This is a genomic window from Streptomyces blattellae, assembly GCF_009709555.1.
Taxonomy (GTDB): Bacteria; Actinomycetota; Actinomycetes; order Streptomycetales; family Streptomycetaceae; genus Streptomyces; species Streptomyces blattellae.
Genome location: NZ_WJBG01000197.1, coordinates 59301 through 84316, shown reverse-complemented (window position 1 = coordinate 84316; position 25016 = coordinate 59301). Strand labels below are relative to the sequence as shown.

Annotated in this window: 24 protein-coding genes; 18 read left to right on the top strand and 6 right to left on the bottom strand. The window is 71.6% G+C overall.

Going from position 1 to position 25016, the window contains the following annotated elements; genetic code table 11:
• The first annotated feature begins 4 nt into the window (after positions 1–4).
• The 7 genes from GFH49_RS26650 to GFH49_RS26620 all read left to right on the top strand — a co-directional run bounded on the left by GFH49_RS26650 (position 5) and on the right by GFH49_RS26620 (position 7040).
• Positions 5–1435, top strand: a complete 1431-nt coding sequence (locus GFH49_RS26650; RefSeq protein ID WP_155058622.1) for an NAD(P)H-hydrate dehydratase — start codon at positions 5–7, stop codon at positions 1433–1435.
• Positions 1436–1581: 146 nt separating this feature from the next.
• Positions 1582–2406 (top strand): L,D-transpeptidase family protein, encoded by an 825-nt coding sequence (locus tag GFH49_RS26645; protein ID WP_155058621.1) that lies wholly within the window; start codon positions 1582–1584, stop codon positions 2404–2406.
• A 166-nt stretch (positions 2407–2572) separates the two neighbouring features.
• The gene (locus tag GFH49_RS26640) at positions 2573–3220 is read left to right on the top strand and encodes a M23 family metallopeptidase (RefSeq protein WP_155058620.1); all 648 of its coding nucleotides are present in this window, start codon (positions 2573–2575) and stop codon (positions 3218–3220) included.
• Positions 3221–3699: 479 nt separating this feature from the next.
• Entirely contained in the window at positions 3700–4875 is a 1176-nt protein-coding gene (gene alr / locus GFH49_RS26635; protein WP_155058619.1) for an alanine racemase, read from the top strand.
• A 130-nt stretch (positions 4876–5005) separates the two neighbouring features.
• The gene (locus GFH49_RS26630) at positions 5006–6250 is read left to right on the top strand and encodes an alpha/beta fold hydrolase (protein ID WP_155058618.1); all 1245 of its coding nucleotides are present in this window, start codon (positions 5006–5008) and stop codon (positions 6248–6250) included.
• On the top strand, positions 6222–6728 hold the full coding sequence (gene tsaE, locus GFH49_RS26625) for a tRNA (adenosine(37)-N6)-threonylcarbamoyltransferase complex ATPase subunit type 1 TsaE (RefSeq protein ID WP_155058617.1): 507 nt from the start codon (positions 6222–6224) through the stop codon (positions 6726–6728). Before GFH49_RS26630 ends, tsaE begins: the two co-directional genes overlap by 29 nt.
• A gap of 129 nt (positions 6729–6857) precedes the next feature.
• Positions 6858–7040 carry a hypothetical protein gene (locus GFH49_RS26620; protein ID WP_155058616.1) on the top strand — a complete coding sequence of 61 codons (183 nt, stop codon included), beginning with the start codon at positions 6858–6860 and terminating at the stop codon, positions 7038–7040.
• Between the two features lie 52 nt (positions 7041–7092).
• Here GFH49_RS26620 and GFH49_RS26615 read toward each other — a convergent pair whose 3' ends face one another.
• Positions 7093–7647, bottom strand: coding sequence for a hypothetical protein (locus GFH49_RS26615; protein WP_155058615.1), 555 nt, complete (start codon positions 7645–7647; stop codon positions 7093–7095).
• A gap of 822 nt (positions 7648–8469) precedes the next feature.
• On the opposite strand from GFH49_RS26615, the gene tsaB reads away from it, so the two are divergent.
• The 4 genes from tsaB to GFH49_RS26595 are packed head-to-tail and all read left to right on the top strand — an operon-like array spanning position 8470 to position 10988.
• Positions 8470–9123 (top strand): tRNA (adenosine(37)-N6)-threonylcarbamoyltransferase complex dimerization subunit type 1 TsaB, encoded by a 654-nt coding sequence (gene tsaB / locus GFH49_RS26610; protein ID WP_155058614.1) that lies wholly within the window; start codon positions 8470–8472, stop codon positions 9121–9123.
• Positions 9124–9140: 17 nt separating this feature from the next.
• Entirely contained in the window at positions 9141–9650 is a 510-nt protein-coding gene (gene rimI / locus GFH49_RS26605; RefSeq protein ID WP_155058684.1) for a ribosomal protein S18-alanine N-acetyltransferase, read from the top strand.
• Positions 9643–10728 (top strand): tRNA (adenosine(37)-N6)-threonylcarbamoyltransferase complex transferase subunit TsaD, encoded by a 1086-nt coding sequence (gene tsaD, locus GFH49_RS26600; protein ID WP_155058613.1) that lies wholly within the window; start codon positions 9643–9645, stop codon positions 10726–10728. The genes rimI and tsaD overlap by 8 nt, the downstream gene beginning before the upstream one ends.
• Entirely contained in the window at positions 10725–10988 is a 264-nt protein-coding gene (locus GFH49_RS26595) for a hypothetical protein (protein WP_155058612.1), read from the top strand. Before tsaD ends, GFH49_RS26595 begins: the two co-directional genes overlap by 4 nt.
• Before the next feature lie 49 nt (positions 10989–11037).
• On the opposite strand, the gene GFH49_RS26585 is transcribed toward GFH49_RS26595, so the two are convergent.
• Positions 11038–13470: a glycoside hydrolase family 3 N-terminal domain-containing protein gene (locus tag GFH49_RS26585; protein ID WP_230396509.1), complete on the bottom strand. Its 2433-nt coding sequence runs from the start codon at positions 13468–13470 to the stop codon at positions 11038–11040.
• A 147-nt stretch (positions 13471–13617) separates the two neighbouring features.
• On the opposite strand from GFH49_RS26585, the gene GFH49_RS26580 reads away from it, so the two are divergent.
• Positions 13618–14685, top strand: a complete 1068-nt coding sequence (locus GFH49_RS26580; RefSeq protein WP_155058611.1) for a LacI family DNA-binding transcriptional regulator — start codon at positions 13618–13620, stop codon at positions 14683–14685.
• Between the two features lie 162 nt (positions 14686–14847).
• The gene (locus GFH49_RS26575; protein ID WP_196218138.1) at positions 14848–15939 is read left to right on the top strand and encodes an LCP family protein; all 1092 of its coding nucleotides are present in this window, start codon (positions 14848–14850) and stop codon (positions 15937–15939) included.
• A gap of 66 nt (positions 15940–16005) precedes the next feature.
• On the opposite strand, the gene GFH49_RS26570 is transcribed toward GFH49_RS26575, so the two are convergent.
• Positions 16006–17196, bottom strand: a complete 1191-nt coding sequence (locus GFH49_RS26570) for a THUMP-like domain-containing protein (RefSeq protein WP_230396508.1) — start codon at positions 17194–17196, stop codon at positions 16006–16008.
• 90 nt (positions 17197–17286) lie between these two features.
• Here GFH49_RS26570 and GFH49_RS26565 point away from each other — a divergent pair, with 90 nt between their 5' ends.
• The 4 genes from GFH49_RS26565 to groL all read left to right on the top strand — a co-directional run bounded on the left by GFH49_RS26565 (position 17287) and on the right by groL (position 21314).
• Positions 17287–18198 carry a polysaccharide deacetylase family protein gene (locus GFH49_RS26565; protein ID WP_155058609.1) on the top strand — a complete coding sequence of 304 codons (912 nt, stop codon included), beginning with the start codon at positions 17287–17289 and terminating at the stop codon, positions 18196–18198.
• On the top strand, positions 18195–18902 hold the full coding sequence (locus tag GFH49_RS26560; RefSeq protein ID WP_155058608.1) for a polysaccharide deacetylase family protein: 708 nt from the start codon (positions 18195–18197) through the stop codon (positions 18900–18902). The genes GFH49_RS26565 and GFH49_RS26560 overlap by 4 nt, the downstream gene beginning before the upstream one ends.
• A 359-nt stretch (positions 18903–19261) precedes the next feature.
• Positions 19262–19570: a co-chaperone GroES gene (gene groES / locus GFH49_RS26555; RefSeq protein WP_055493212.1), complete on the top strand. Its 309-nt coding sequence runs from the start codon at positions 19262–19264 to the stop codon at positions 19568–19570.
• A gap of 112 nt (positions 19571–19682) precedes the next feature.
• Complete coding sequence (gene groL / locus GFH49_RS26550) at positions 19683–21314, top strand: chaperonin GroEL (RefSeq protein ID WP_155058607.1); 1632 nt, start codon at positions 19683–19685, stop codon at positions 21312–21314.
• Positions 21315–21384: 70 nt separating this feature from the next.
• Here the strand turns inward: groL and GFH49_RS26545 are convergent, their stop codons facing one another.
• From GFH49_RS26545 to GFH49_RS26535, 3 genes are all read right to left on the bottom strand, one after another.
• Positions 21385–22092, bottom strand: a complete 708-nt coding sequence (locus GFH49_RS26545; protein ID WP_155058606.1) for an ester cyclase — start codon at positions 22090–22092, stop codon at positions 21385–21387.
• Between the two features lie 304 nt (positions 22093–22396).
• Positions 22397–23170 (bottom strand): SDR family NAD(P)-dependent oxidoreductase, encoded by a 774-nt coding sequence (locus GFH49_RS26540; RefSeq protein WP_155058605.1) that lies wholly within the window; start codon positions 23168–23170, stop codon positions 22397–22399.
• A gap of 97 nt (positions 23171–23267) precedes the next feature.
• Positions 23268–23954, bottom strand: a complete 687-nt coding sequence (locus GFH49_RS26535) for an MOSC domain-containing protein (RefSeq protein ID WP_155058604.1) — start codon at positions 23952–23954, stop codon at positions 23268–23270.
• 81 nt (positions 23955–24035) lie between these two features.
• Here GFH49_RS26535 and GFH49_RS26530 point away from each other — a divergent pair, with 81 nt between their 5' ends.
• On the top strand, positions 24036–24932 hold the full coding sequence (locus tag GFH49_RS26530) for a LysR family transcriptional regulator (RefSeq protein WP_155058603.1): 897 nt from the start codon (positions 24036–24038) through the stop codon (positions 24930–24932).
• Positions 24933–25016: the final 84 nt, after the last annotated feature.

The following is a 25016-nucleotide window of genomic DNA, read 5'->3' as shown; positions in this document are numbered from 1 at the left end:
TTCCATGCGTACTGCGTACAGCGTGGAGACGGTCAGGGGCGCCGAGCGGGAGCTGATGGCACGGCTGCCGGAGGGCGCGTTGATGCAGCGGGCCGCGGCCGGACTGGCCGCCGCCTGCGGGCAGTTGATGGGGCGGGTGTACGGCAGCCGGGTGGTGCTGCTGGTCGGCAGCGGGGACAACGGCGGCGACGCGCTGTACGCGGGGGCGCGGCTGGCACGGCGTGGCGCGGGGGTCGCGGCGGTGCTGCTGTCGCCCGAGCGGGCGCACGCCGGGGGGCTCGCGGCACTGCGCCGCGCGGGTGGCCGGGCCGTGCGCCCGGGTGACGCCGAGGAGTTGATCGCGGCGGCCGATCTCGTCGTCGACGGCATCGTCGGGATCGGTGGGAAGGGCGGTCTGCGGGAAGCGGCGGTGGCGTTGGCTTCGGTGGTCGCGGATGCGCGGGCTGCCGTCGTCGCCGTCGATCTGCCCAGTGGCGTCGACGCCGACACCGGTGAGGTGCGGGGCGCGGCCATCCGCGCCGATCTGACCGTGACGTTCGGGACGCACAAGCCGGGGTTGCTGATCGATCCGGCGCGGGAGTACGCCGGGTCGGTGCGGCTGGTCGACATCGGTCTGGAACTGCCGGTCGAGGCCGAGTTGGAGGCCTTGCAGCACGCCGATGTGGCGGCGCTGCTGCCGGTGCCGGCGGGGGGGAGCGACAAGTACCGGCGGGGTGTCGTCGGGATCGCCGCCGGGTCCGCGCGGTATCCGGGGGCGGCGGTGCTGGCGGTGGCGGGGGCGTTGCGGGGCGGCGCCGGGGCGGTGCGGTACGTCGGTCCTGCCGCGGATGCCGTGATCTCCCGTTTCCCCGAGACGCTGGTGTCCGACAAGGGGCCCAGGCGGGCGGGGCGGGTGCAGTCGTGGGTCGTGGGACCCGGCGCGGGCGACGACGCGTCGGCTGTGGGGGAGGTGCTGGGGGCGGATGTGCCGGTGCTGGTGGACGCGGACGGGTTGCGGCTCGCGGACCCGGATGCCGTACGCCGTCGTACCGCGCCGACGCTGATGACTCCCCATGCCGGGGAAGCCGCCGCGCTGCTGGGGGTTTCGCGGGAGGAGGTCGAGGGGGCCCGGCTGTTCTTCGCACGGGAGCTGGCGGGGCGGTATGCGGCGACGGTGCTGCTGAAGGGGTCGACGACGCTGGTTGCGGATGCCGGGGGTGGAGCGGTGCGGGTGAATCCGACGGGGACGGCCTGGCTGGCCACGGCCGGGAGCGGGGACGTGTTGTCGGGGCTGGCGGGGTCCTTGCTGGCGGCGGGGCTTTCAGCCGTCGACGCGGGGAGTGCGGCGGCGTATCTGCATGGGCTGGCGGGGCGGTTCGCGGCGGACGGGGCGCCGGTGGGGGCGCATGACGTCGCCGAGGCGATTCCGGGGGCGTGGAGGGATGTACGGGGGTGAGGGGGCGTGGGCTGTTTGACGCCCGGCGTCGGGGCGGGGGCGGGTGCGCACTGCCCGCAGCCTGAGCTGAGCTTGCAGGATGCGTACGGGTGATGTCGTCCGCGCGGCTCCCCGGGGTGGTTGGGGCGGCGCGCTTATCTGAGCGCATGATCAGTGGACGATTTGTGCGTCGGAGTGTCGCGGTTCTGCTGGCCGTTGTCACCGTGATTCCTGTGGGGAGCGCAGCTGCCGAACCCGGGCCCCCTGGTGCCGGCGTGGAAGGGGAGTTGCTGCCGGGGGAGAGGGCGACCGGCGAGGAATTGGAAGCCGTCGAGCGGGAACTCAGGGACGCGGCCGACAGGACGTTCGCGTTCCTTGAGGATATTCCGGTCGACGACGACCTCGCGCCGGACAGCTGCCCCGACAACACCGGGCCTTATCAGCGGCAGGTCGAGCGGTCGCTGAAGTTGAAGGTGGACGGGAAGCCGTCGGAGAAGGACTGCGAGGCGATCCGGGCGTTCCAGGAGAAGCAGGGGATCGAGGTCGACGGATACGCCGGTCCCCTTACATGGGCGTGGACGCAGGTCGCCGCCGCGAAGCAGAACCCCAATGCCGCGAAGAAGTGCCCGGTAAGGGCGTATCGCGTCGCCTGTGTCGATCTCAGTCGGCAGCTGACCTGGGTGCAGAAGGGGAAGAAGGTGGTGTTCGGGCCGGTGCCGATGCGCAGTGGACGGGCCGGGCACCGGACCCGCGCCGGGTGGCACGCGATCTACTGGCGGCACAAGAACCACTACTCGTCGCTCTACAAGTCCCCTATGCCGTACGCCCAGTTCTTCAGTGGCGGACAGGCGTTCCACGCCGTCCACGGCACCATCTTCACCACCGTCGGCTCCAGGGGCTGCGTCAGCATGCGCCACGGCGACGCCCGCAAGCTGTGGGGCCTGCTGAAGAAGGGCGACCGGGTGTACGTGTGGGGACGCAGGCCGATCTGAGCGCGCAGCGACGGCCGTAACTCGTGTGCGCGCGTTGTGATTGCGGCCGTCGCCCGCAAACGGTAGGGCGGGATATTGGCGCTTCCTAGGTGAAGAAACCACCGAAGGGAGCAATCCCGGTCGGCCGAGTGTGCGGAGCAGAAAAGGGGGGTGGTTCGCTGGCGGCATGAGTGAATCAGACATACGTGATGCTACTCGGCGTGAAGTGCTGGGAGGGGCGGCCGTAGTTCTGGGGGGCGCCGTCCTCGGGAAGCGTGCGAGCGATGCTGATTCGGGCGACTGGGGTGAGGAACCGGCCGGGAGTTGTGGCATCGAGTACGACGAGGAATTCGAGGCCCTGCTCGCGGCCGTGGAGGAACCCGAGGACTGGGCGGACCCGGACGACGACGACATGTACCGCGCCCCCAAGAAGTGGCGCCGTCCGATACGGCGGCGGGTCACGGTCACGGCGCGTTACGGGATGCGGGGGAATTGGCAGGTCGGGTACCACACCGGAATCGACCTCGCCGTACCGAAGGGAACCCCGGTCTATTCGGTTGGCCCCGGCGTCGTGGTGCTGGCCCGGTGGTCGGGGTCGTACGGCAAGGCCGTGACGGTGAAGATGAGCGACTCCCGGTACGTCGTCTACGCCCATCTCTCCCGTATCTCCGTGGCGCGGGGCGCCAGGGTCCGGCCCGGCACGCGGCTGGGCAGCAGCGGCAGCACCGGCCGTGCCACCGGCCCGCACCTGCATTTCGAGGTGCGCGCCCTCCGCAAGTACGGCTCCGACATCGACCCGGTGAAGTATCTGGCCCGGCACGGACTGCGCCTCTGAACCCGCGCACCGCCGCGGCGGCGACACGCGGCCGGGCGACACGGCGCCGGGTCCCGTCGGCGCGGCAAGGCGGATGACGGTCGGCGTGGATGGCGGATGGCCGCCGGACGGCGCGGGGCAGGCGATGGTCGGTGTGGATGGCTGCGGGGTGCGGGCCCCTCCGGACCAGCGCGCCTCATGCGGACCGGCGCGGTCGGGGTTCCCGCGCACCCCTCGGCGGATGCTGTCGGCGAAGTCGGTCGGTGCTGAGTCGGTGCCCGCCACCTGGTGTCTGAACCTGGTGTCTGAGTCTCAGCGACGCGCCCAGCTGTCCGGCGTGCGCGGCGTGTCGCGGTGTGATCGCGGTGTGATCGCGGCGTGTCGCTGAGACTGAGCACACACGCTCGGTTCCCGCTTCGTCCGAGCGGGACGCCGATCGTCGTGGCCACCGGCGGGCGCAGAACGGGACGCTCAGACCCCTCTGAGACACTGGGGGCGCCATGACTGAGAACGCACCACCGCCGACCGCCCCGCTGCGTGCCCGCGCCGAGATCGACCTGGCCGCGCTGCGGGCCAATGTGCGGGCCCTGCGCGCCCTCGCACCGGGTGCGGAACTGATGGCCGTGGTGAAGTCCGACGCCTACGGGCATGGCGCGCTGCCGTGCGCCCGCGCCGCGGTCGAGGCGGGGGCGACCTGGCTGGGAACCGCCACTCCCGAGGAGGCCCTCGCGCTGCGGGCCGCCGGTCTCCCGGGGCGGATCATGTGCTGGCTGTGGACCCCCGGCGGACCCTGGCGCGAGGCCATCGAAGCCGACCTCGACGTGTCCGTCAGCGGTATGTGGGCTCTGGACGAGGTGACCTCGGCCGCCCGGCAGACGAGAACCGGGACGCCCGCCCGTGTCCAGCTCAAAGCCGACACCGGCCTCGGGCGAGGCGGCTGCCAGCCCGGCGACGACTGGGCCGAGCTGGTCGACGCCGCCCTGCGCGCCGAGTGGGAGGGGCTGATCCGGATCACCGGGCTCTGGTCGCACTTCGCCTGCGCCGACGAGCCCGGACATCCCTCCATCGAGGCCCAGCTCACCCGCTTCCGGGAGATGCTGTCGTACGCCGAAAACCTGGGCGTACGGCCCGAGGTGCGGCACATCGCCAACTCTCCGGCCACCCTCACGCTGCCCGAGAGCCACTTCGACCTGGTCCGCGCCGGGATCGCCGTCTACGGCATCTCGCCCAGCCCGGAGATCGGCGGCCCCGCCGACTTCGGGCTGCGGCCGGTGATGACGCTGTCGGCGTCGGTCGCGCTGGTGAAGCACGTTCCGGGAGGGCACGGCGTCAGTTACGGGCACCACTACACCACCCCCGGTGAAACGACCCTCGGCCTGGTGCCCGTGGGGTACGCGGACGGCATCCCGCGGCACGCCTCCGGGACCGGGCCGGTCATGATCGGCGGCAAATGGCGTACGGTCGCGGGGCGGGTCGCGATGGACCAGTTCGTCGTGGACCTGGGCGGAGACGAGCCCGCAACCGGGACCGAGGCGGTCCTGTTCGGGCCCGGCGACCGCGGCGAGCCCACCGCCGAGGACTGGGCGCAGGCCGCGGGCACCATCGCCTACGAAATCGTCACCCGCATCGGAACGCGGGTTCCCCGCGTCTATGTGAATGAGGGCCAAGCGGGGTAGGCGCCAGGAGGCGTTCACCACTGTCAGCTGTCAGCTGTCAGCTGTCAGCTGTCAGCTGTCAGGAGTCAGGAGTCAGCTGTCAGCAACAGCCCGTCCGGCGACCAAGTAGTACGGCGAAGAGGAGCGATTCGTGAGCGAGAGCAGTGCGGAGGCCGTAGCGAACGCCGCCTCGGCGGCCGTCGCCTCCGCCACGGGGGCGGCCGGAAACTGGCGCCGGGTGACCGGTATCGCGGGCGCCGCGATCGGCGTGGTCGCGGCGGGTGCGGCGGCCGGCGTCGCCATAGAACGCATGACGGTCGGGCGCGGGATGCGGCAGAAGGCCCGCCTCGCACTGGACTCGGCGGGACCGTACGGCGCGCTGCGCGGCACGCCCGGCAAGGCGTACGCCGACGACGGCACCGAGCTGTACTACGAGGTCGACGACGTCGAACCCGAGGAAGGGCTCACTCCGCGGCGCCGGCGGCTGTTCGGCCGTAAGGCCCCCGCCCCCGTCACCGTCGTCTTCAGCCACGGCTACTGCCTCAGCCAGGACTCCTGGCACTTCCAGCGCGCGGCGCTGCGGGGCGTCGTACGGACGGTGCACTGGGACCAGCGCAGCCATGGCCGGTCCGCGCGCGGGGCGTCCCAGGTGGAGGACGGCATTCCGGTCACCATCGACCAGCTGGGCCGCGATCTGCGGGCCGTGATCGACGCGGCCGTGCCCGAGGGGCCGATCGTGCTGGTCGGGCACTCCATGGGCGGGATGACCGTCATGGCGCTCGCCGCCCAGTTCCCGGAACTGGTCCGCGAGCGGGTCACCGCGGTCGCGCTGGTCGGTACGTCGTCGGGGAAGCTCGGCGAGGTCAACTTCGGGCTGCCGGTCGCGGGCGTCAACGCCGTACGCCGGGTGCTCCCCGGAGTGCTGAAGGCGCTGGGGCAGCAGGCCGCGCTGGTGGAGCGGGGACGGCGGGCCACCGCCGATCTGTTCACCGGGGTCATCAAGCGGTACTCGTTCGCGTCCCGGGACATCGATCCGGCGGTCGCGCGGTTCGCGGAACGGATGATCGAGGGCACGCCGATCGACGTGGTCGCCGAGTTCTACCCGGCCTTCGGGGACCACGACAAGACCGAGGCGCTCGCGCTCTTCGCGGATCTGCCGGTGCTGGTGCTGGCCGGGGTCAAGGACCTCGTCACGCCCAGCGAGCACAGCGAGGCCATCGCCGACCTGTTGCCCGGCGCCGAATTGGTTCTCGTCCCGGACGCCGGGCACCTGGTGATGCTGGAGCACCCGGAAGTGGTCACGGACCGTCTCGCCGACCTGCTCACCCGCGCGGGTGCCGTGCCGGCAGGCGCTACCGTGAGTGGCTATGGAAGCAGCACCGCACAACCCGGCTGAGACCGAGCTGATCGTCCAGTCCACCGACCAGATGAAGGAACTCGGCCGCCGCCTCGCCAAGCTGCTGCGCGCCGGTGACCTCGTGATGCTCAGCGGGGAACTCGGCGCGGGCAAGACGACGCTGACCCGGGGGCTGGGCGAGGGGCTCGGGGTCCGGGGTGCCGTCGCCTCGCCGACCTTTGTGATCGCCCGGGTGCACCCCTCGCTGGGGGGAGGGCCGCCGCTGGTCCACGTCGACGCGTACCGCCTCGGTGGCGGCCTCGACGAGATGGAGGACCTCGACCTGGATGTCTCGCTGCCCGAGTCGGTGATCGTCGTGGAGTGGGGCGAGGGCAAGGTCGAGGAACTGACTGACGACCGGCTCCAGGTCGTCATCCACCGGGCCGTCGGCGACACGACCGACGAGGTGCGGCATGTGACGCTGACCGGGCTGGGGGAGCGCTGGGCGAACGCGGACCTCGGCGTGCTGTCCGCGTGAGCGTCGGTGAACGTTCCGACAAGACGTCGGCAAGATATTGCTTTCGAGGTCTTGCGCGTGGTCACATGGTACCCAGTCCGTAGTTAGGTCTACCTAACTAACTCCGCCCCCGTCCCTCAGGAGGCGTCCATGCCGGCTTCGGAACACAGCGCGGAGAACGACCGCCACGAGGCTCGTCCGCAGCAGCCGTACGATGCGGTGCCCGGGCTGTCCATGCGTGATCTGCTGGCGTCGTGTGCCGCCGCGAACGTGATTTCCACGCCGCCGCGGGCGCCGGAGCGGTATGAGACGGAAGGCCGTAGGGCCGCCTAGTCATCTCCGGCCGTTGGCGGCCTCATGGGGGCGCTCCACCGCCCAGCCGTCTCTAGCGGATCACGACCACCTTCTGGCCGATCGTCGCGAACTGCCACATCGCGTCGCCGTCGGCGCGGGACTCGCGGATGCCGCCCGTCTTCACCGTCGGATCGAGGACCGGGGCCGAGCCGTCCACGGCCGCGCTGAAGCCGATGGCGACGCCGTCGATGCTGGTGAAGCGGACGACGTGTTCGATGGTGGCGCCGTCGGAACCGGTGGCGGTGTTGGAGCGGGATGTGACGAAGTAGGTGCCCGGCGGTGGGTCGACCGTGCTCGGGTTGACCTTGAAGGTGCGCTGGACCTTGTTGCCCGGGATGACGAGCCACACGCGGTCGTCGTCCACCGAGTACACGACCCGTTCACCTGTGCCGGAGCCGGTGGGCAGCGCGCCGGGGTGCCGCTTGTCCCGCGGCGCCTTCGAGGGGGCCGCCGCGGACGGCCCGCCCGCCTGGGGCCGGGCCAGGTCGGCCGGGACGGTCGCGGACGCCTGGTAGGCGAGGAAGCCGACGGTCGCGACCGCCGCGGCGGTCAGCACGGCCACGAATCCGGCGCTGCTGCTTGGCACGGTCGCCCACCTCTTCGTCGTACGTCACGCTTCGTTGCGACGACCACGGTTCTTGTTTCACAGGCCGCTGCCGACCGGTGAGGATCGGTCTTCGTCGGACAAAGCGATGTTAACCACGCCGCTGCGCCCCTCCGGGCCGCTAGCGGCGGGACGCCTTGCACCTCCACCCTGAAGGGTGAGCATCGGTCAAGTGTTCGACAGTAGCGGGTGAGTGCACGACCGGGGCGCTTGTGCCGTGCCCGTGCCCGTGCCCGTGCCGTGCCCGTGCCCGTGCCCGTGCCGTGCCCGTGCCCGTGCCGTGCCCGTGCCCGTGCCGTGCCCGGGGCTGGTGTCGGACGTTCCGTCTGCCGCGCGACGCCAAGCCCGCACGTCGGCGGCGTCGCCGAACCGCCCGCGCCCGCATGGCTCCTCCCGCCCTGCGTGCGGATTCCCGCCTTGCGCGCGGACTCCTGCCTTGCGTGCGGACTCCTGCCTTGCGCGCGAACTCCCGCCCTGCGAGCGGACTCCCTCGCCCGTGCGAACCGGCTTCGCCCGGCTCGCGCGGGCGCGCAGTTGTCGAGCGTCGAGGGCCGCTCCGGCGTCTTGTGATCGCGTGCACCAGAACGCCGGACAGACCGCGCGGATGGGGGGATGGGGGGATGGGGGGATGGCCGGTATTGGTCCGGTCCGGGGGGGCGCCGGTGCCGTATGGGCCCGGTGGCTCCGGCGTGGGCGCGTGCACGCGCTGGCGCGCACGTCTCGCCGTCGGGACGCGTGCGGCCCGCCCTCCGGGCGGACGGCGGGACGTCCGACACCGGCGCCGGAGAGCCGTAGGCTGTTTGCGTGCTCTTGCTCGCTCTGGATACCGCCACCCCCGCCGTCACCGTCGCGCTGCACGACGGGACGGACGTCGTCGCCTCGTCGAGTCAGATTGACGCGCGCCGGCACGGAGAGTTGTTGCTGCCGGCTGTCGACCGTGTGCTGACCGAGGCGGGGCTGAGGCTCGATGCCGTCACGGGGATCGTCGTAGGGATCGGTCCGGGTCCGTACACCGGGCTGCGGGTCGGTCTGATGACCGCGGACACGTTCGGGCTCGCGCTCGGCGTCCCCGTGCACGGGCTGTGCACGCTCGACGGCCTCGCGTACGCGTCCGACATGGGGAGTCCCTTCGTCGTCGCCACCGACGCCCGGCGCAAAGAGGTCTACTGGGCGCGGTACGCCGACTCGCGTACGCGTGTCACCGAGCCCGCCGTGGACCGGCCCGCCGACATCGCCGACCGGGTGGCCGGGCTGCCCGCCGTCGGCGCGGGCGCGCTGCTGTACCCGGACACCTTCCCCAGCGTGCACGAGCCCGAGCACGTGTCGGCCGCGGCGCTCGCGAGCCTCGCCGCCGAGAGGCTGGCGGCCGGCGAGGAGCTCCCCGCGCCGCGGCCGCTGTACCTGCGCCGTCCGGACGCCCAGGTCCCCAAGAACTACAAGGTGGTCACCCCCAAGTGACAGCGGTGCTGCGCGAGATGCGCTGGTGGGACATCGATCCGGTGCTTGAGCTGGAGAAGGACCTCTTCCCCGAGGACGCCTGGTCGCGGGGCATGTTCTGGTCCGAGCTGGCTCACGCGCGCGGTCCTGAGGCGACCCGGCGGTATGTCGTCGCCGTCGACGGGGACCGGCTCGTCGGGTACGCGGGCCTCGCCGCGTCCGGAGACATCGCCGACATCCAGACCGTCGCCGTGGCCCGAGGCCAGTGGGGCACCGGCCTCGGCGGGCGGTTGCTCACGGAGCTGCTGCGGGCGGCCACCGCCTTCGAGTGCGGCGAAGTGATGCTGGAGTGCCGGATCGACAACGTCCGCGCCCAGAAGCTGTACGAGCGCTACGGCTTCGAGGCCATCGGCTTCCGGCGCGGCTACTACCAGCCGGGGAACGTGGACGCCCTCGTGATGCGACTGACCATGGAATCCGACAGCGGCTCCGCCGCGGGTTCCGCCCCCGAACAAGGAACCGAACAAGGAACCGAGATCAATGGCTGACGAACCTCTGGTCCTGGGGATCGAGACCTCCTGCGACGAGACCGGCGTCGGCATCGTCCGCGGCTCGACCCTGCTGGCGGACGCCGTCGCGTCCAGCGTCGACGAGCACGCCCGTTTCGGCGGGGTGGTGCCGGAGGTCGCGTCCCGGGCGCATCTGGAGGCGATGGTCCCGACCATCGACCGTGCGCTGAAGGAAGCGGGGGTGAGCGCCGGGGACCTGGACGGGATCGCCGTGACCGCCGGTCCAGGACTCGCGGGCGCCCTGCTGGTCGGCGTCTCGGCGGCGAAGGCGTACGCCTACGCGCTGGGCAAGCCGCTGTACGGCGTGAACCACCTCGCCTCGCACATCTGCGTCGACCAGCTGGAGCACGGCGCGCTGCCCGAGCCGACGATGGCGCTGCTGGTGTCCGGCGGGCACTCGTCCCTGCTGCTGTCCTCCGACATCACCTCCGACGTACGGCCGCTTGGCGCGACCATCGACGACGCGGCCGGCGAGGCCTTCGACAAGATCGCGCGGGTGCTGAACCTCGGCTTCCCGGGCGGTCCGGTCATCGACCGGTACGCGAAGGAGGGCGACCCGCGGGCCATCGCCTTCCCGCGCGGTCTGACCGGGCCCCGCGATCCGGCGTACGACTTCTCCTTCTCCGGACTGAAGACGGCCGTGGCCCGCTGGATCGAGGCCAAGCGGGCGGCGGGGGAGGAGGTGCCGGTACGCGATGTGGCGGCGTCCTTCCAGGAGGCGGTCGTGGACGTGCTGACCCGCAAGGCCGTACGCGCCTGCAAGGACGAGGGCGTCGGGCATCTGATGATCGGCGGTGGCGTGGCGGCCAACTCCCGTCTGCGGCACCTCGCCCAGCATCGGTGCGAGGCGGCCGGGATCGAACTCCGGGTGCCCCGGCCCAAGTTGTGCACCGACAACGGCGCGATGGTCGCGGCGCTCGGTGCGGAGATGGTGGCGCGGGGGCGGGCGGCGTCCAGTTGGGACCTGTCGGCGGACTCCTCGCTGCCGGTGACCGACCCGCATGTGCCGGGGCACGACCACGTCCACGAGGTCAGCAAGGACAACCTCTACTCATGAGGGTGGCGTTGATGTGGGAGGCGCGGGCGGCCGAAGGGCGGGGTGAGGAGTTGCTGGCCTGGGTGCGCGGGCAGCGGCTCGCTGCGGAGCCCCTGCGCCGGGAGACCCTCCGCGCGCCGCAGGACCGGGTGCTGGTCGTCACGTGGTGGGAGGGCGCGTACGACGAAGAGGTACCCGAACTGCCGGAGCCGCCCGGTGAGTTGGTCACCCGGGCGGTGCATCGGTGGCGGTTCGAGTCCCTCGACGTCCGGACCGGCTGACCCAGAGACCGAGCACCAGTACGGTGACGACCCTCGGGAGGGGTCCCGGTCACCCCGGTGTCGACACCTCCGTCTCGCAGCGCAGCCGCCGGTCCGGCCCCAGCTCCCTCACGGGTCCGGTGAGTTCCACCCGCGCGGTGTGCCGTACGTCCGTGCTGGACGCCGCCAGCCGCAGTTCCAGGGCGCCCGGTTCGACCACCCTTCGGCCCAAGCGGTCGGTGAAGGCGGACAGGTCCGCGTGGAAGCGGAACGTCACGCGCGCCGTGTCTCCCGGCTCCAGCTCCACCCGCCGGTAACCGATCAGCCGGACGTCCGGGCGGGTCACCGACGCCACCGGGTCGTGCAGGTACAGCTGGACCACCTCGGCGCCCGCGCGGTCGCCCGTGTTGCGGACGACGAGCGAGATGTCGTACGAACCGTCCGTGTCGATCGAATCATCCGTGCCGTACGAACCGTCCGTGCCGTACGAACCGTCCGTGCCGTACGAACCGTCCGTGCCGTACGAACCGTCCGTGCCGATCGAACCGTCCGTGCCGATCGAACCGTCCGTGTCGATGGCCGGTCGCGTGCCCTCGAAGGACTCCCAGGCGAACGTGGTGTACGAGTGGCCGTGTCCGAAGGCGTACAGCGGGGTCGGATCCAGGTTGCTGACCCGGCCCGCCAGGCCCAGCGGCGGCTGGAGGTAGGTCCAGGGCTGTCCGCCGGGCAAGCGCGGGACGCTCACCGGGAGGCGGCCGGAGGGGTTGACGCGGCCCGACAGTACTCCCGCCACCGCCGGGCCGCCCTCCTCCCCCGGGAAGAACGCCTGGACCGTGGCGCCCAGCCGCCCGTGCCAGCGGCCGAGCGCGTACGGCCGTCCGGTCAGGAGCACGAGCACGACCGGGACGCCGGTCGCGATCAGCCGGTCCAGCAACTCGCCCTGCACGCCCGGGAGTCGCAGGTCAGTGACATCGCAGCCCTCGCCCGACGTGCCCCGCCCGAACAGGCCCGCCCGGTCGCCCAGCACCGCCACGCACACATCCGCCTCGGACGCCCGTGCCACCGCCTCCTCGAAGCCCGAGGTGTCCGGGTCCGAGGTGTCGCAGCCCTCGGCGAACGTCACCTTGGCGTCGGGGAGTTCGTCGCGCAGGGCTTGCAGGAGCGGTGAGACCTCGATGCCCATGGGGACTTCGGGGTGGTGGGTGAGGACGTGGGACGGGAAGGAGTAGCAGCCGAGCATCGCCAGCGCGTCCGCCGCCCGCGGGCCCACGACCGCGATCCGGGCGTCCGGGGCCAGCGGCAGCACGCCGTCCGGGTTGTCCAGCAGGACCACGGACTCCTCGGCCAGCCGGCGGGCGAGGGCGCGGTTGGCCGTCGAGTCGAGGTCGATGGGGCCCTTCGGCTTCGGGTCCCAGTCGGCGTCCAGGAGGCCGAGTTCACACTTCTGGAGCAGGACCCGGCGGGCGGCCCGTTCCACCAGTTCCTCCGGGACGCGGCCCTCCCGCACCGCCTCAAGGAGCGGGCGGCCGTAGCACTTCACCGTCGGCAGTTCCACGTCGATGCCCGCGGCGAGCGCCGTGTGCGCCGCCTCGGCGGGGGAGCCGGCGACGCGGTGCAGGTTCTGCAGGAAGCCGATGCCGAAGTAGTCGGAGACGACCGTGCCGGTGAACCCCCAGTCCCGGCGCAGGAGTTCGGTCAGCAGGGCCGGGTCGGCGGAGGCCGGGACGCCGTCCGTCTCGTTGTAGGCCGCCATCACCGAGCGGGCCCCGCCCTCGCGCAGCGCCAGCTCGAAGGGCGGCAGGATGATGTCCGAGACCTCCCGGACGCCCGCCCGCACGGGGGCCTGGTTCCGGGCGCCCGCGGAGGACGCGTACCCGGCGAAGTGCTTGAGCGTGGCGATGACCCCGGCCGACTCCAGGCCCCGTACGTAGGCGGCGCCGACCGTGCCGACCAGGTAGGGGTCCTCGCCGATCGTCTCCTCGACCCGGCCCCAGCGTGGATCCCGTACGACGTCCAGGACGGGCGCGAGGCCCTGGTGGACGCCGGCCGCGCGCAGGTCGCGGCCGATATGGCGGGCCATCTCCTCGACCAGGGGCGGGTCGAAGGCGGCGCCCCAGGCGAGGGGGACCGGATAGGCCGTGGCGCCCCAGGCCGTGAAGCCGGCGAGGCACTCCTCGTGGGCCACGGCCGGGATGCCGAAGCGGCCCGAGGCGGCGATACGGCGCTGGGCGCGGGCCAGCGCCTGCGCGCCCAGCGCCGGGTCCACGGGGGCGGTGCCGTAGGAGCGGGTGAGCTGGCCCAGGCCGTGGGTGATCAGCTCGTCCCACGCGTAGTCGACGGTCATGTCGTGCTGGTGCGGGGCGACTCCGTCGCCGTCCGTGGCGGCGCCCACCCACACGCCGTACAGCTGGGCGGTCTTCTCCTCCAGGGTCATCCGGGCGAGGAGGTCGTCGACGCGGGCGGCGGCGGGCAGGGCGGGGTCACGCCAGGGGGCGGTGGTCATGAAACTCCTGTCGGGTGATCCAGTCGGATGTTCCAGGGGTGGGCTGGGCTCGCTGGCGAATGTTTCGATATCTGATTCGAATGTTCCGGGACGCTATGGCGCTCGGAAGGGTTCGTCAAGAGGGGGTGCAGGGATACGATCGCCGCCATGACACCCTCCGAGCCCGCTCAAACCCGGACGGCAGGACGCTCGACGCAGACCGCGACGCTCGCCGAGATCGCCCGCGAGGCCGGCGTCTCCGCGCCGACTGTTTCGAAGGTCCTCAACGGCCGCGCCGATGTCGCCCCGGCGACCCGGACCCGTGTCGAGGAGCTGCTGCGCGCCCACGGCTACCGGCGCCGCCGCGCCGAGGCGAGCCGCTCCCCCCTGATCGACCTCGTCTTCCACGAGCTGGAGAGCGCGTGGGCGATGGAGGTCATCCGGGGCGTGGAGAACGTGGCGCGGGACGCCGGGCTGAGCGTGGTGCTGAGCGAGAGCGCCGGCCGGCTCACCCCCGGCCGCACCTGGGCCGACCAGGTCGCCGCCCGTCGCCCGCACGGCGTGATCCTCGTGCTGTCCGGGCTCGACGAGTCCCAGCGTGCCCTGCTGACCAGCCGTTCCATCCCGTTCGTGGTGATGGACCCGGCGGGTGACCCGGGCGCCGACGTGCCGTCCATCGGTGCCACCAACTGGCAGGGCGGGCTCGCCGCGACGCGCCACCTCGTCGAGCTGGGGCACACCCGGATCGGCGCGATCACCGGGCCGTCCCGGATGATGTGCAGCCGCGCCCGGGTGGACGGCTACCGGGCGGCGCTGGAGACCGCCGGGCTGCCGGTCGACCCCGAGCTGATCAAGAACGGCGACTTCCACCACGAGACGGGCTACCGGCGCGGACTGGAACTGCTGCGCGCCCCCGGCCGGCCCACCGCGGTCTTCGCCGGCAACGACCTGCAGGCGCTCGGCCTGTACGAGGCGGCGCGCGAGCTGGGGCTGCGCATCCCGGAGGACCTGAGCGTCGTCGGCTTCGACGATCTGCCGGTCGCCCGCTGGGTGGGGCCGCCGCTGACGACCGTACGGCAGCCGCTGACCGAGATGGCCGAGGCGGCGGCCAAGCTCGTCCTCGATCTCGCGCGCGAGGATGGGACACCGACGGCGACGCGGGTGGAGCTGGCGACGAGCCTGGTGGTGCGCAGCAGTACGAGCGCTCCGCAGCCCCTTCCGAAGCCAGTCGGCTGATCAGCCGAAACTTTCGGAGTCGTTACCCTGCGCTGAAGCAGAGCTGAGAAGTCTTAGATCAGGGCGGAGAAGTCTGAGATCAGGGCTGAGAAGTCTTAGATTTTGCGCAGAAACCCCGTACAGGGCTGTCCGCTCGTAACAATTCGGACTTACGTTCCTGCTGTGACTGCTGAAGACGAGCACGGGGACGACAACGGGGGAGAGGGCGAGCACGGGGACGGCAAAGGGGGAACCGACGGCCACATACGCCGGCGGCCCGGTGTCCTGAAGGTCGTGGGCTTCACCCTGGCCGGTCTGCTGACGCTGGGCGTCGCGGGGGCGGGCTGGGTCTACTGGCATCTCAACGCCAACATCACGAGCGTCGACATCAACAGCGCGCTCGGCGACGACCGCCCGGCCAAGTCCATGACCACGCCCTCGGGTTCGCCGTCCGCGTCCCCGGTGCCCACCGAGGCCCTGAACATCCTCGTCCTGGGCTCGGACTCGCGTGAGGGGAAGGAGAACCAGAAGCTCGGTGGCGGTGACAGCGGCGGCGCCCGCTCCGACACCGCGATGGTCGTCCACCTCGACGCCGGCCGTACCGAGGCCACCGTGGTCAGCATCCCGCGCGACACACTCGTCACCCGGCCGTCCTGCCCGCTGGCGGACGGGGAGTCGACGGAGGTGGCGTACAACGTGATGTTCAACAGCGCCTACTCGGTGGGCGGCCCGGCCTGCGCCGTCAAGACCGTCGAGACGATGACGAACGTCCGCATGGACCACTACATCGAGATCGACTTCTCCGGCTTCGCCGACCTGGTGGACGCGCTCGGCGGGGTCACCGTCACCACGGACGAGGACATCGACGACGAGGACAGCCATCTGACGCTTGAGGCCGGCACCCACCACCTCGACGGCGAGCAGGCGCTGGCCCTCGCCCGCACCCGGCACGGCATCGGCGACGGCAGCGACCTGGGGCGCATAGAACTCCAGCACGAACTCGTGCGGGGCCTACTGGAACAGGTCTCCTCCACGAACCTGCTGACCAACCCCGCCCGGCTCTACTCGGTCGCCGACACGCTGACCGGCAGCCTCACCACGGACACCGGTCTGGACTCCCTGAGCGAGCTGATAGGCCTGGGCCAGAGCCTGCAGGGCCTCTCGGTGGACGACATGACGACGCTGACCATGCCCGTGGTCCCCGCGCCGTGGGACCGCAACCGGGTGGTGGCCGACGAGCCGGAGGCGAGGGAGCTGTGGGCGTCGCTGCGGTGAGGGGAATTCCCTCTCGCCACCGTGGCCCGGACCGGTCCGCCGGCGCCGACCCGCACCCGGAGCCGCTCAAGACGGTCCACCGGCAGTAGCCGACCGCTGCGCGGGGGCGCCGACGAGCATGGTCGGCGCTCCCGCGACCCGGGTGAGGAACACCGTCGCCGAGTAGGGCCCCTGCGGCTTGACCTTCCTGCGCAACTCCTCCGGCTCCACCGCCGACCCCCGCTTCTTCACGGTCAGTGTCCCGATCTCCCGCTCCCGGAGCAGCGCCTTCAACTTCTTGACATTGAAGGGGAGTTGATCGGTGATCTCGTACGACGACGCATACGGCGTCGGCCGCAGCTCGTCCGCGGTGATGTACGCGATGGTCTCGTCGATCAGCCCGCCGTCGACCGACTCGGCCACCTCGGCGACCAGATGGGCCCGGATGACGGCGCCGTCGGGCTCGTACAAGTACCGCCCCACAGGCCGGACTCGGGGATCTGGCAGTCCTCTTCCCAGGAGGGTCCGCGGCCCGGGCAGCAGGGTCGCACGCACCGCTCCCGGCTCGGTGCCGAACCACAGCACCGCCTCCTTCACCTCCCCGCCGTCGGAGATCCACTCGGCCTCGGCCTCGGAGGGGACGGCTTCGTGGGGGATTCCGGGCGCGATCTTCAGGGCGGCGCGGGGGGCGTGCAGGGCCGCCCGCACCGCCCATGACAGGGGCGGTGAGTAGGCCTCGGGATCGAAGATCCGGCCCCGCCCACCGCGCCGTGCGGGATCGACGAACACGGCGTCATACGGAGCCGTATCCACCTCCGTCACATCCGCTTCCCGCACCTCGATCAGCCCGGCGAGCCCCAGCGCATCCGCGTTCGCGCGCGCCGCCGCCGCCGTCAGCGGGTCCCGGTCCACGGCGAGGACGCGGATCCCCGCCCGCGCGAGCGCGATGGCGTCCCCGCCGATGCCGCAGCACAGGTCGGCGACGGAGGTCACGCCCAGCTCCGTCATCCTCGCCGCCCGGTACGCCGCCACGCTCGCCCGGGTCGACTGCTCGACCCCGTTCGGCGTGAAGAACATCCGCTCGGCGTCCGCGGCCCCGAACTTCGCCACCGCCCGCTGCCGCAGCCGCGCCTGCCCGAGCGCCGCCGACACCAGCTCGGCGGGGTGCTCGCGGCGCAGCCGGGTGGCGACGGCGAGTTCCTGCGCGGGGTCGGTACCGCGGACCTCGTCGAGGAGGGCGCGGCCTTCGGGGGTGAGGAGGGGGGCGAGGTCGGTCACCGGTTCATTGTGGGCCAGTCGGTGGATGGTGCATGTGCGGCGGCGGTGTCGGCCGGGGTTCGGGACGGGCGCCTGCGAGGATCCGGCCCCATGCGAGTAGTCGTACAAAATGATAAATACGGCGCATATCGGAAGCAGCGGATCCGTACCGCGATCGCCGTGCTCGCCGCCGCGGCCATCGCCTCGGGCTGCGCGGAAGGCGTCCCCCTGGCACGGCCCGCGGCGGACCGGCCGCTGCGCGACGCGCCCGGCGCCAAGGCCCCTGACAAGCAGGCCGCGCAGCAGGCCCGCCTCGCGGTGGCGAAGCGCTGGGGCCTGTCGAAGGTCCCCCTGACGGCTCCGCCGCCCCCGGCCGTGAAACCGGAGATCAAGACCCGCGCGGGTTTCGAGGTGGACGGCCATGAGGACGAAGGTCTCCCGCCGGTCTTCACCACGATCCCCACCCGGCAGAAGATCGTCTTCCTCACCATCGACGACGGCGCCGAGAAGGACCCGGCCTTCCTGCGCATGATGCGCGAACTGCGGGTCCCGTACACCGCGTTCCTCAGCGACTACCTGGTGAAGGAGGACTACGGCTACTTCGAGCGCATGCAGCGGGCGGGCGTGACCCTGAACAACCACACCCTCCACCACCCCTACCTGCCGGGCCTGTCGTACTACCGCCAGAAGCACGAGATCTGCGGCATGCAGAACGTGATCGAGAAGCGCTACGGCACCCGCCCGACCCTCTTCCGCCCGCCCTTCGGCAACTACAACGCGGATACCCTGCACGCCGCGAAGGCCTGCGGCATCAAGTACGCGCCCCTGTGGAACGAGGAGGTCTTCGCCGACCACTGGGAGTACCGCGAGTGGGACCGTGACCTCCACCCCGGCGACATCGTTCTCAGCCACTTCCGCGGTAAGGACGACTGGAAGGGCACGATGCCGGACATGGTCCGACGGTTCCTGGAGAAGGTCACGGCGAAGGGGTACGCCGTGGCGCGGCTGGAGGACTACCTGTGAGGCTGCGCGCGGCCGGGGCGCTGGCACTGACCGCCGCGCTGCTCACCGGCTGCGCCCAGTCCGTCGACCCCGCCGACCCCGCCGAAGGGCCCGGCAAGAGGGCGGCCGGACGGGTGAGCCCGCACGGCCCGGAGACGGACCAGGGGCTGGTGCCCGTGGTGGACCGGGTCCGTACCGAGGACAAGGTCGTCTTCCTGACCTACGACGACGGCGCGGAGAAGGACCCCCGCTTCGTCGGCATGGTCCGCGAACGGCGGCTCCCCGTCAGCATGTTCCTCACGGACAGCGTCGTGGGCCCGGGCTACGGCCACTTCGCGCGCCTGCAGTCGGTCGGCGCGAGCATCCAGAACCACACCCTCGACCACACCGCCCTGCCCGGCCTGCCCTACGCCGGCCAGCGCGCCGAGATCTGCGGCCAGCAGGACAAACTCAAGTCCCGCTTCGGCATCCGCCCCCGCCTCTTCCGCCCACCCCACGGCCGCTACGACACGACGACCCGGCGCGCGGCAGCCGACTGCGGCCTCTCGGCGATCGTCCTGTGGACCTCCGCCGACACCGACGACACCCCCCTCCAACCCGGCGACATCATCCTCATCGGCCCGGACGACCCGACCGGCCCACCCCTGTGGGAACGAACGGAACGGGTACTGCGGCGGGTGGAGGGGGCGGGGCTGAGGGTGGGGCGGCTGGAGGATTACGTGTAGGGATTACCTCTCCCGGGGGCGTGCGCTTCTCGATGCGATGCCGGGCCAGGCAATCTCAGTCCGTCCGGTGTTTGAGGACGAGGCCGTTCAGGCCGACAGCGGGGTCTGGGGGCGCAGCCCTCAGGGAGCCCAGCCCCGGGTTCCAGGCAACGAACGTCCACAGAAACCCGGCGCCACGCCGGAGGCATTGGCACTCCGCTTGACCGAGTGCTAACCCCGGTCATAGTCTCAGGTCTGGCACTCGGCAGACGAGAGTGCCAACAAGCGACGGGCAGGTCCGGCACCCGCGACGACGGATCGACCTGGTCGCCACCTCAGACAGTTAACCCCGTGAGATCTCCGAAGGGGGAGGTCGGATCGTGACGACCGCCAGCTCCAAGGTTGCCATCAAGCCGCTCGAGGACCGCATCGTGGTCCAGCCGCTGGACGCCGAGCAGACCACGGCCTCTGGCCTGGTCATTCCGGACACTGCCAAGGAGAAGCCCCAGGAGGGCGTCGTCCTGGCCGTGGGCCCGGGCCGCTTCGAGAACGGCGAGCGCCTGCCGCTCGACGTCAAGACCGGCGACATCGTGCTGTACAGCAAGTACGGCGGCACCGAGGTGAAGTACAACGGCGAGGAGTACCTCGTCCTCTCGGCTCGCGACGTGCTCGCGATCATCGAGAAGTAAGTCACCCGAAGCATTTCCAGCTGCGCCCCTGGCCCCCGCGACCAATCAAGAAGCCGGGCGCCCGGGGCGCAGTCTGCATTCACCCGAGATTTCCGAGAGGGCTCCCGCTGCCATGGCGAAGATCCTGAAGTTCGACGAGGACGCCCGTCGCGCCCTCGAGCGCGGCGTCAACAAGCTTGCCGACACGGTCAAGGTGACGATCGGCCCCAAGGGCCGCAACGTCGTCATCGACAAGAAGTTCGGCGCCCCCACCATCACCAACGACGGTGTCACGATCGCCCGCGAGGTCGAGATCGAGGACCCGTACGAGAACCTCGGCGCGCAGCTGGTGAAGGAGGTGGCGACCAAGACCAACGACATCGCTGGTGACGGCACCACCACCGCCACCGTGCTGGCCCAGGCGCTGGTCCGCGAGGGCCTGAAGAACGTCGCCGCCGGTGCCTCCCCGGCCGCTCTGAAGAAGGGCATCGACGCCGCCGTCGCCGCGGTCTCCGAGGAACTCCTCGCGACCGCCCGCCCGATCGACGAGAAGTCCGACATCGCCGCCGTCGCCGCGCTGTCCGCCCAGGACCAGCAGGTCGGCGAGCTGATCGCCGAGGCGATGGACAAGGTCGGCAAGGACGGTGTCATCACCGTCGAGGAGTCCAACACCTTCGGTCTGGAGCTGGACTTCACCGAGGGCATGGCTTTCGACAAGGGTTACCTGTCGCCGTACATGGTGTCCGACCAGGAGCGTATGGAGGCCGTCCTCGACGACCCGTACATCCTGATCCACCAGGGCAAGATCTCGTCCATCCAGGACCTGCTGCCGCTGCTGGAGAAGGTCATCCAGTCCAACTCCTCCAAGCCGCTGCTGATCATCGCCGAGGACGTGGAGGGCGAGGCCCTCTCCACCCTCGTCGTGAACAAGATCCGCGGCACCTTCAACGCGGTGGCCGTCAAGGCCCCCGGCTTCGGCGACCGCCGCAAGGCGATGCTCCAGGACATGGCCGTCCTCACCGGCGCCACCGTCATCTCCGAGGAGGTCGGCCTCAAGCTCGACCAGGTCGGTCTGGACATCCTCGGCACCGCCCGCCGGGTCACCGTCACCAAGGACGACACCACGCTCGTCGACGGCGCCGGCAAGAAGGAAGACGTCCAGGGCCGCGTCGCGCAGATCAAGGCCGAGATCGAGTCCACCGACTCCGACTGGGACCGCGAGAAGCTCCAGGAGCGCCTCGCGAAGCTGGCCGGCGGCGTGTGCGTGATCAAGGTCGGCGCCGCCACCGAGGTGGAGCTGAAGGAGAAGAAGCACCGTCTGGAGGACGCCATCTCCGCGACCCGCGCCGCGGTCGAGGAGGGCATCGTCTCCGGTGGTGGCTCCGCGCTCGTCCACGCCGCCAAGGTCCTTGAGGGCAACCTCGACAAGGCCGGCGACGAGGCCACCGGTGTCGCCGTCGTCCGCCGCGCGGTCGTCGAGCCGCTGCGCTGGATCGCCGAGAACGCCGGCCTGGAGGGCTACGTCATCACCTCCAAGGTCGCCGAGCTGGACAAGGGCCAGGGCTTCAACGCCGCCACCGGCGAGTACGGCGACCTGGTCAAGGCCGGCGTCATCGACCCGGTGAAGGTCACCCGCTCCGCCCTGGAGAACGCCGCCTCCATCGCCTCCCTGCTCCTCACGACCGAGACCCTGGTCGTCGAGAAGAAGGAAGAGGAGGAGCCGGCCGCCGCCGCGGGCGGTCACGGCCACGGCCACGCCCACTGACGTACGTCAGCACCGAGGCCCGGCACCCCCTGGGGGTGCCGGGCCTTCGCGTTGCCCTACTTGGCTTGGGTCACTGCTCCAGCGCGTCCAGCGCGCCCAGCTGCTCCATCAGCCCCAGCCGGTCGTACTGCCACCAGCCCTCGGCGATCTTCCCGTCCCCAGTGCACCGGTGGATGGTCGTCCCGGTCATGGACACCCGCTTCCCGGTGGCCGCGATCCCGAGGAACTCGCCCTTGTGCAGGGCGTTCCAGGTCCAGCGGGTGCACACCCGGTCGCCCTGGGCCAGCTGGTCCTCGACCGTGAACGAGAAGTCGAAGCCGCCCCGCCACACCTCGACCTCGCGCCGGAAGGCGTCGAGCCCGATGGCGTCCTGCGGGTTGCCGGGATCGTGGTCGTGATAGTCCTCGATGAGTACATCGTTGAACGTGGGCGCATCGCCCGTCCCCGGCAGCGCGGCGAAGAACCGCCGCGCGGTCGCCTCGTACAACTGCTCGTCCCGCACCACGTCCAGATCCGTGAACGTGGGCATCTCGTCGCAGAGGGCCACCATGTCCCGGAAGATCTTGTCGGTCTCCGGCAGATTCGAGTTCCGCATCGCCTCCTCGTACGACGGGAACTCCACGATCTCGATGAAGTGCGACGCGTCGGACCGATCCTTGCCGATCACATTGTGCGTCGCGGTCCGCTTCCCCTTGGTCTGCTCGACCCATGTGTCCATCAGCCGGTTCATCTCGTCGAACCGGCTCGTCCTGCAGTCGATGAGCTGTACGAACGTCATGTCGCCGCCTCCGTCCCCCGAGGGTCCGGTCGAACAGCTCCATTCTCCTCCCACAGCCCGGACCCGCGACCCGCGCCCGCGGCGCCCTACGACCGCGGCCCTGTGACCCGCGGCGCCCTGTGACTCTGCGGTCCTGCGACCGTGAGCCTGTGGCTCCGAGGTCCTGTGACTCTGCGGTCCTGCGACCGCGAGCCTGTGGCTCCGAGATCCTGCGGCCCCGCGGCCCCGCGGCCCCGCGGCCCCGCGGCCCCGCGGCCCCGCGGCCCCGCGGCCCCGTGACCCTGCGACCGCGACCCCGCGCGCCCTACTGCGGCCCGTACTTGCGCCCCGTCGTCGAGGTGAACCTGCCGAGCATCCCGCGCGGCACCACCTTCGCCATGCCCATCATCACCTTGTACCGGGGGTCCGGAATCGACAGGGTCTTGCCGCGCGTCAGGTCCGCAAGGGCCGCCGCGACCAGCTTGTCGGCGTCCAGCCACATCCAGCCGGGGATGTTGTCCGTGCCCATCCCGGCCCGCTGGTGGAACTCCGTCCGGACGAAGCCGGGAGCCAGCGCCATCAGCCGCACCCCGCTGCCCGCCAGATCACGCGCCGCGCCCTGCGTGAACTGCACGACCCACGCCTTGGACGCCCCGTACGTACCGCGCGGCACGAAGGCGGCGACCGAGGCGACGTTGATGACGCCGCCCCGCCCGCGCTCCCGCATCGCCTCCGTCGCGGCGGAGGTCAGCCGCAGCACGGCCTCGCAGTGGACCTTGAGCATCCTCAGCTCGTCGGCCATGGGCACGTCGAGATAGCGGCCCTTGTTGGCGAAGCCCGCGTTGTTGATCAGCAGGTCGACGGGGTTTCTGCGGTCGGCGACGCGGGCGGCCACCGCCTCGATGCCGGTGTCCTCGGCGAGATCGGCCGCCAGCACCTCCGCCTCGATGCCGTGCCGGTCGTGCAGTTCGGTCGCCTGCTCCGCGAGCCGCTTGGTGTCCCGCGCGACCAGGACGAGGTTGTGCCCGTCGGCCGCCAGCCGCCGCGCGAACGCGGCACCGATGCCCGAGGTGGATCCGGTGATGAGAGCCGTTGTCATGGCGCAAGGTTAAACACCCGGAGGCTGTCCGTCCGCTCTCTGCACATGCCCTCCCCGTGGGTGAAGCCCAGGGGCATGACCGGCCCGTGAGAGCACGTCAGGCCCCTTGCTCCTCTTGCTTCTCCTGCTCCTCCGCGTACTTCCGCGCCGCCGCCAGCGCCTCCGGGTGCAGTGCTTCACCGGCCGCGAGCAGCCGGGGCAGCAGCGCCCGCTGGGTGGTCACCGCACGGAACTGCAGGGCGACGGTCACCCCGTGACCGGGCCGGTGCACGACCTCGATCGGATCGCCCGCGCGGATCTCGCCGGGCTCGATCACACGCAGATACGCGCCGGGCGCCCCCTTCGCCGTGAAGCGCTTCACCCACCGCTCCTCACCCACATGGGCCTGGAAGGTGCTGCACGGTATCCGCCCACTGGTGATCTCCAGCACCACCCCGGACCCGATGCGCCAGCGCTCGCCGATCAGCGCCCCGGACACGTCCAGACCCGCCGTCGTGAGGTTCTCGCCGAACATGCCGTTCGCCAGCGGTCGCCCCAACTCCCGTTCCCAGTCGTCGAGATCCTCGCGCGCCATCGCGTACACCGCCTGGTCGTCGCCGCCGTGGTGCCGCGTGTGGCACACCGCGTCCCCGGCCACCCCGCTCGCCCCGACACCCTTGGGCCCGGGCGCCGCCACCCGCACCGGCCCGACCACCGGCCGCTTGTCGATGCCGGTCACACCGTCCGGCTGGTCCGTGTACGGCACGGACTTCGGGCGGCCCAGATTGACAGACAGAAGCTTCATGAGCGGCACGCTAGGCGACCGGGCCCCAAAGTGTCGACGGGGTATTCGGCGCCGTATCCAAGGAGCGCTTATGCTCAAGGGATGATCGAGGCCCGTCATCTCCGCGTTCTGCGCGCCGTGGCCGCCACCGGTTCCTTCTCCGCGGCAGGCCGTGAACTGGGCTGCACCCAGCCCGCCGTCAGCCAGCAGATGAAGGCCCTGGAGGCGTCGGTCGGCACCCCCCTGCTGATCCGCACCGGCCGCGAGATGCGGCTGACCCAGGCCGGCGAGGCCCTGGTCCGGCACGCCTCCGGCATCCTCGCCGGGCTCACCGCCGCCGAGGAGGAGGTCGCCGCGATCGCGGGCCTGCGCGCGGGCCGCGTCCGCCTGGTCTCCTTCCCCAGCGGCAGCTCCACCCTCGTCCCCACGGCCCTCGCCGCCCTGCGTGCCGCCCACCCCGGCACCCGCGTCTCCCTGGAGGAGGCCGAGCCGCCGCGCTCCGTCGAGATGCTGCGCGAGGGCGACTGCGACGTGGCCCTCGCCTTCCGTTACGGGGGAGCGGCGGGCGCCGAGGAGTGGCACGACCTCGTCGTACGGCCGCTGCTGCGCGACCGGCTCGTCGCGCTGGTGCCGGAGCGCCACCGGCTCGGGCGCGCGGACTCCGTCGCCCTCGGCGAACTCGCCGCCGAGCCCTGGATCGCGGGCTGCCCGCGCTGCCGCGGCCAGTTGGTCGAGGTATGCGCGGACGCGGGCTTCACGCCCCGCATCGACTTCGCCACCGACGACTATCCGGCGGTCGTCGGCCTGGTGGGCGCGGGCCTGGGCGTCGCCGTCCTGCCCCAGCTCGCCATCGAGTCCGTACGGCCCCGAGGCGCGCGCACGGTGACGCTGGAACCGGCGGTGCGGCGGGAGATCGTCGCGCTCACACTGCCCGACCTGGCGCAGGTGCCGGCGGTGGCGGCGACGCTGGAGCAGCTGGCGCGGGCGGCCGAAAGGTAGGGGCACGCGCGCGCGTGCCCCTTTGTGCGGGCTGTGTCTGTGCAGACTGCGTCTGTGCAGGCTGTTTCTGTGTGGAAAGTGTGC

Excerpts from the sequence above, each read along its gene's own strand:
- groL (WP_155058607.1), top strand. The coding sequence starts at position 19,683 with ATGGCGAAGATCCTGAAGTTCGACGAGGACGCCCGTCGCGCCCTCGAG.
- alr (WP_155058619.1), top strand. The coding sequence starts at position 3,700 with ATGACTGAGAACGCACCACCGCCGACCGCCCCGCTGCGTGCCCGCGCC.
- tsaD (WP_155058613.1), top strand. The coding sequence starts at position 9,643 with ATGGCTGACGAACCTCTGGTCCTGGGGATCGAGACCTCCTGCGACGAG.
- GFH49_RS26545 (WP_155058606.1), bottom strand. The coding sequence starts at position 22,092 with ATGACGTTCGTACAGCTCATCGACTGCAGGACGAGCCGGTTCGACGAG.
- GFH49_RS26535 (WP_155058604.1), bottom strand. The coding sequence starts at position 23,954 with ATGAAGCTTCTGTCTGTCAATCTGGGCCGCCCGAAGTCCGTGCCGTAC.
- tsaE (WP_155058617.1), top strand. The coding sequence starts at position 6,222 with ATGGAAGCAGCACCGCACAACCCGGCTGAGACCGAGCTGATCGTCCAG.
- GFH49_RS26640 (WP_155058620.1), top strand. The coding sequence starts at position 2,573 with ATGAGTGAATCAGACATACGTGATGCTACTCGGCGTGAAGTGCTGGGA.
- GFH49_RS26585 (WP_230396509.1), bottom strand. The coding sequence starts at position 13,470 with ATGACCACCGCCCCCTGGCGTGACCCCGCCCTGCCCGCCGCCGCCCGC.
- GFH49_RS26530 (WP_155058603.1), top strand. The coding sequence starts at position 24,036 with ATGATCGAGGCCCGTCATCTCCGCGTTCTGCGCGCCGTGGCCGCCACC.
- GFH49_RS26645 (WP_155058621.1), top strand. The coding sequence starts at position 1,582 with ATGATCAGTGGACGATTTGTGCGTCGGAGTGTCGCGGTTCTGCTGGCC.
- GFH49_RS26595 (WP_155058612.1), top strand. The coding sequence starts at position 10,725 with ATGAGGGTGGCGTTGATGTGGGAGGCGCGGGCGGCCGAAGGGCGGGGT.
- GFH49_RS26565 (WP_155058609.1), top strand. The coding sequence starts at position 17,287 with ATGCGAGTAGTCGTACAAAATGATAAATACGGCGCATATCGGAAGCAG.
- GFH49_RS26650 (WP_155058622.1), top strand. The coding sequence starts at position 5 with ATGCGTACTGCGTACAGCGTGGAGACGGTCAGGGGCGCCGAGCGGGAG.
- GFH49_RS26540 (WP_155058605.1), bottom strand. The coding sequence starts at position 23,170 with ATGACAACGGCTCTCATCACCGGATCCACCTCGGGCATCGGTGCCGCG.
- GFH49_RS26580 (WP_155058611.1), top strand. The coding sequence starts at position 13,618 with ATGACACCCTCCGAGCCCGCTCAAACCCGGACGGCAGGACGCTCGACG.
- rimI (WP_155058684.1), top strand. The coding sequence starts at position 9,141 with ATGCGCTGGTGGGACATCGATCCGGTGCTTGAGCTGGAGAAGGACCTC.
- GFH49_RS26620 (WP_155058616.1), top strand. The coding sequence starts at position 6,858 with ATGCCGGCTTCGGAACACAGCGCGGAGAACGACCGCCACGAGGCTCGT.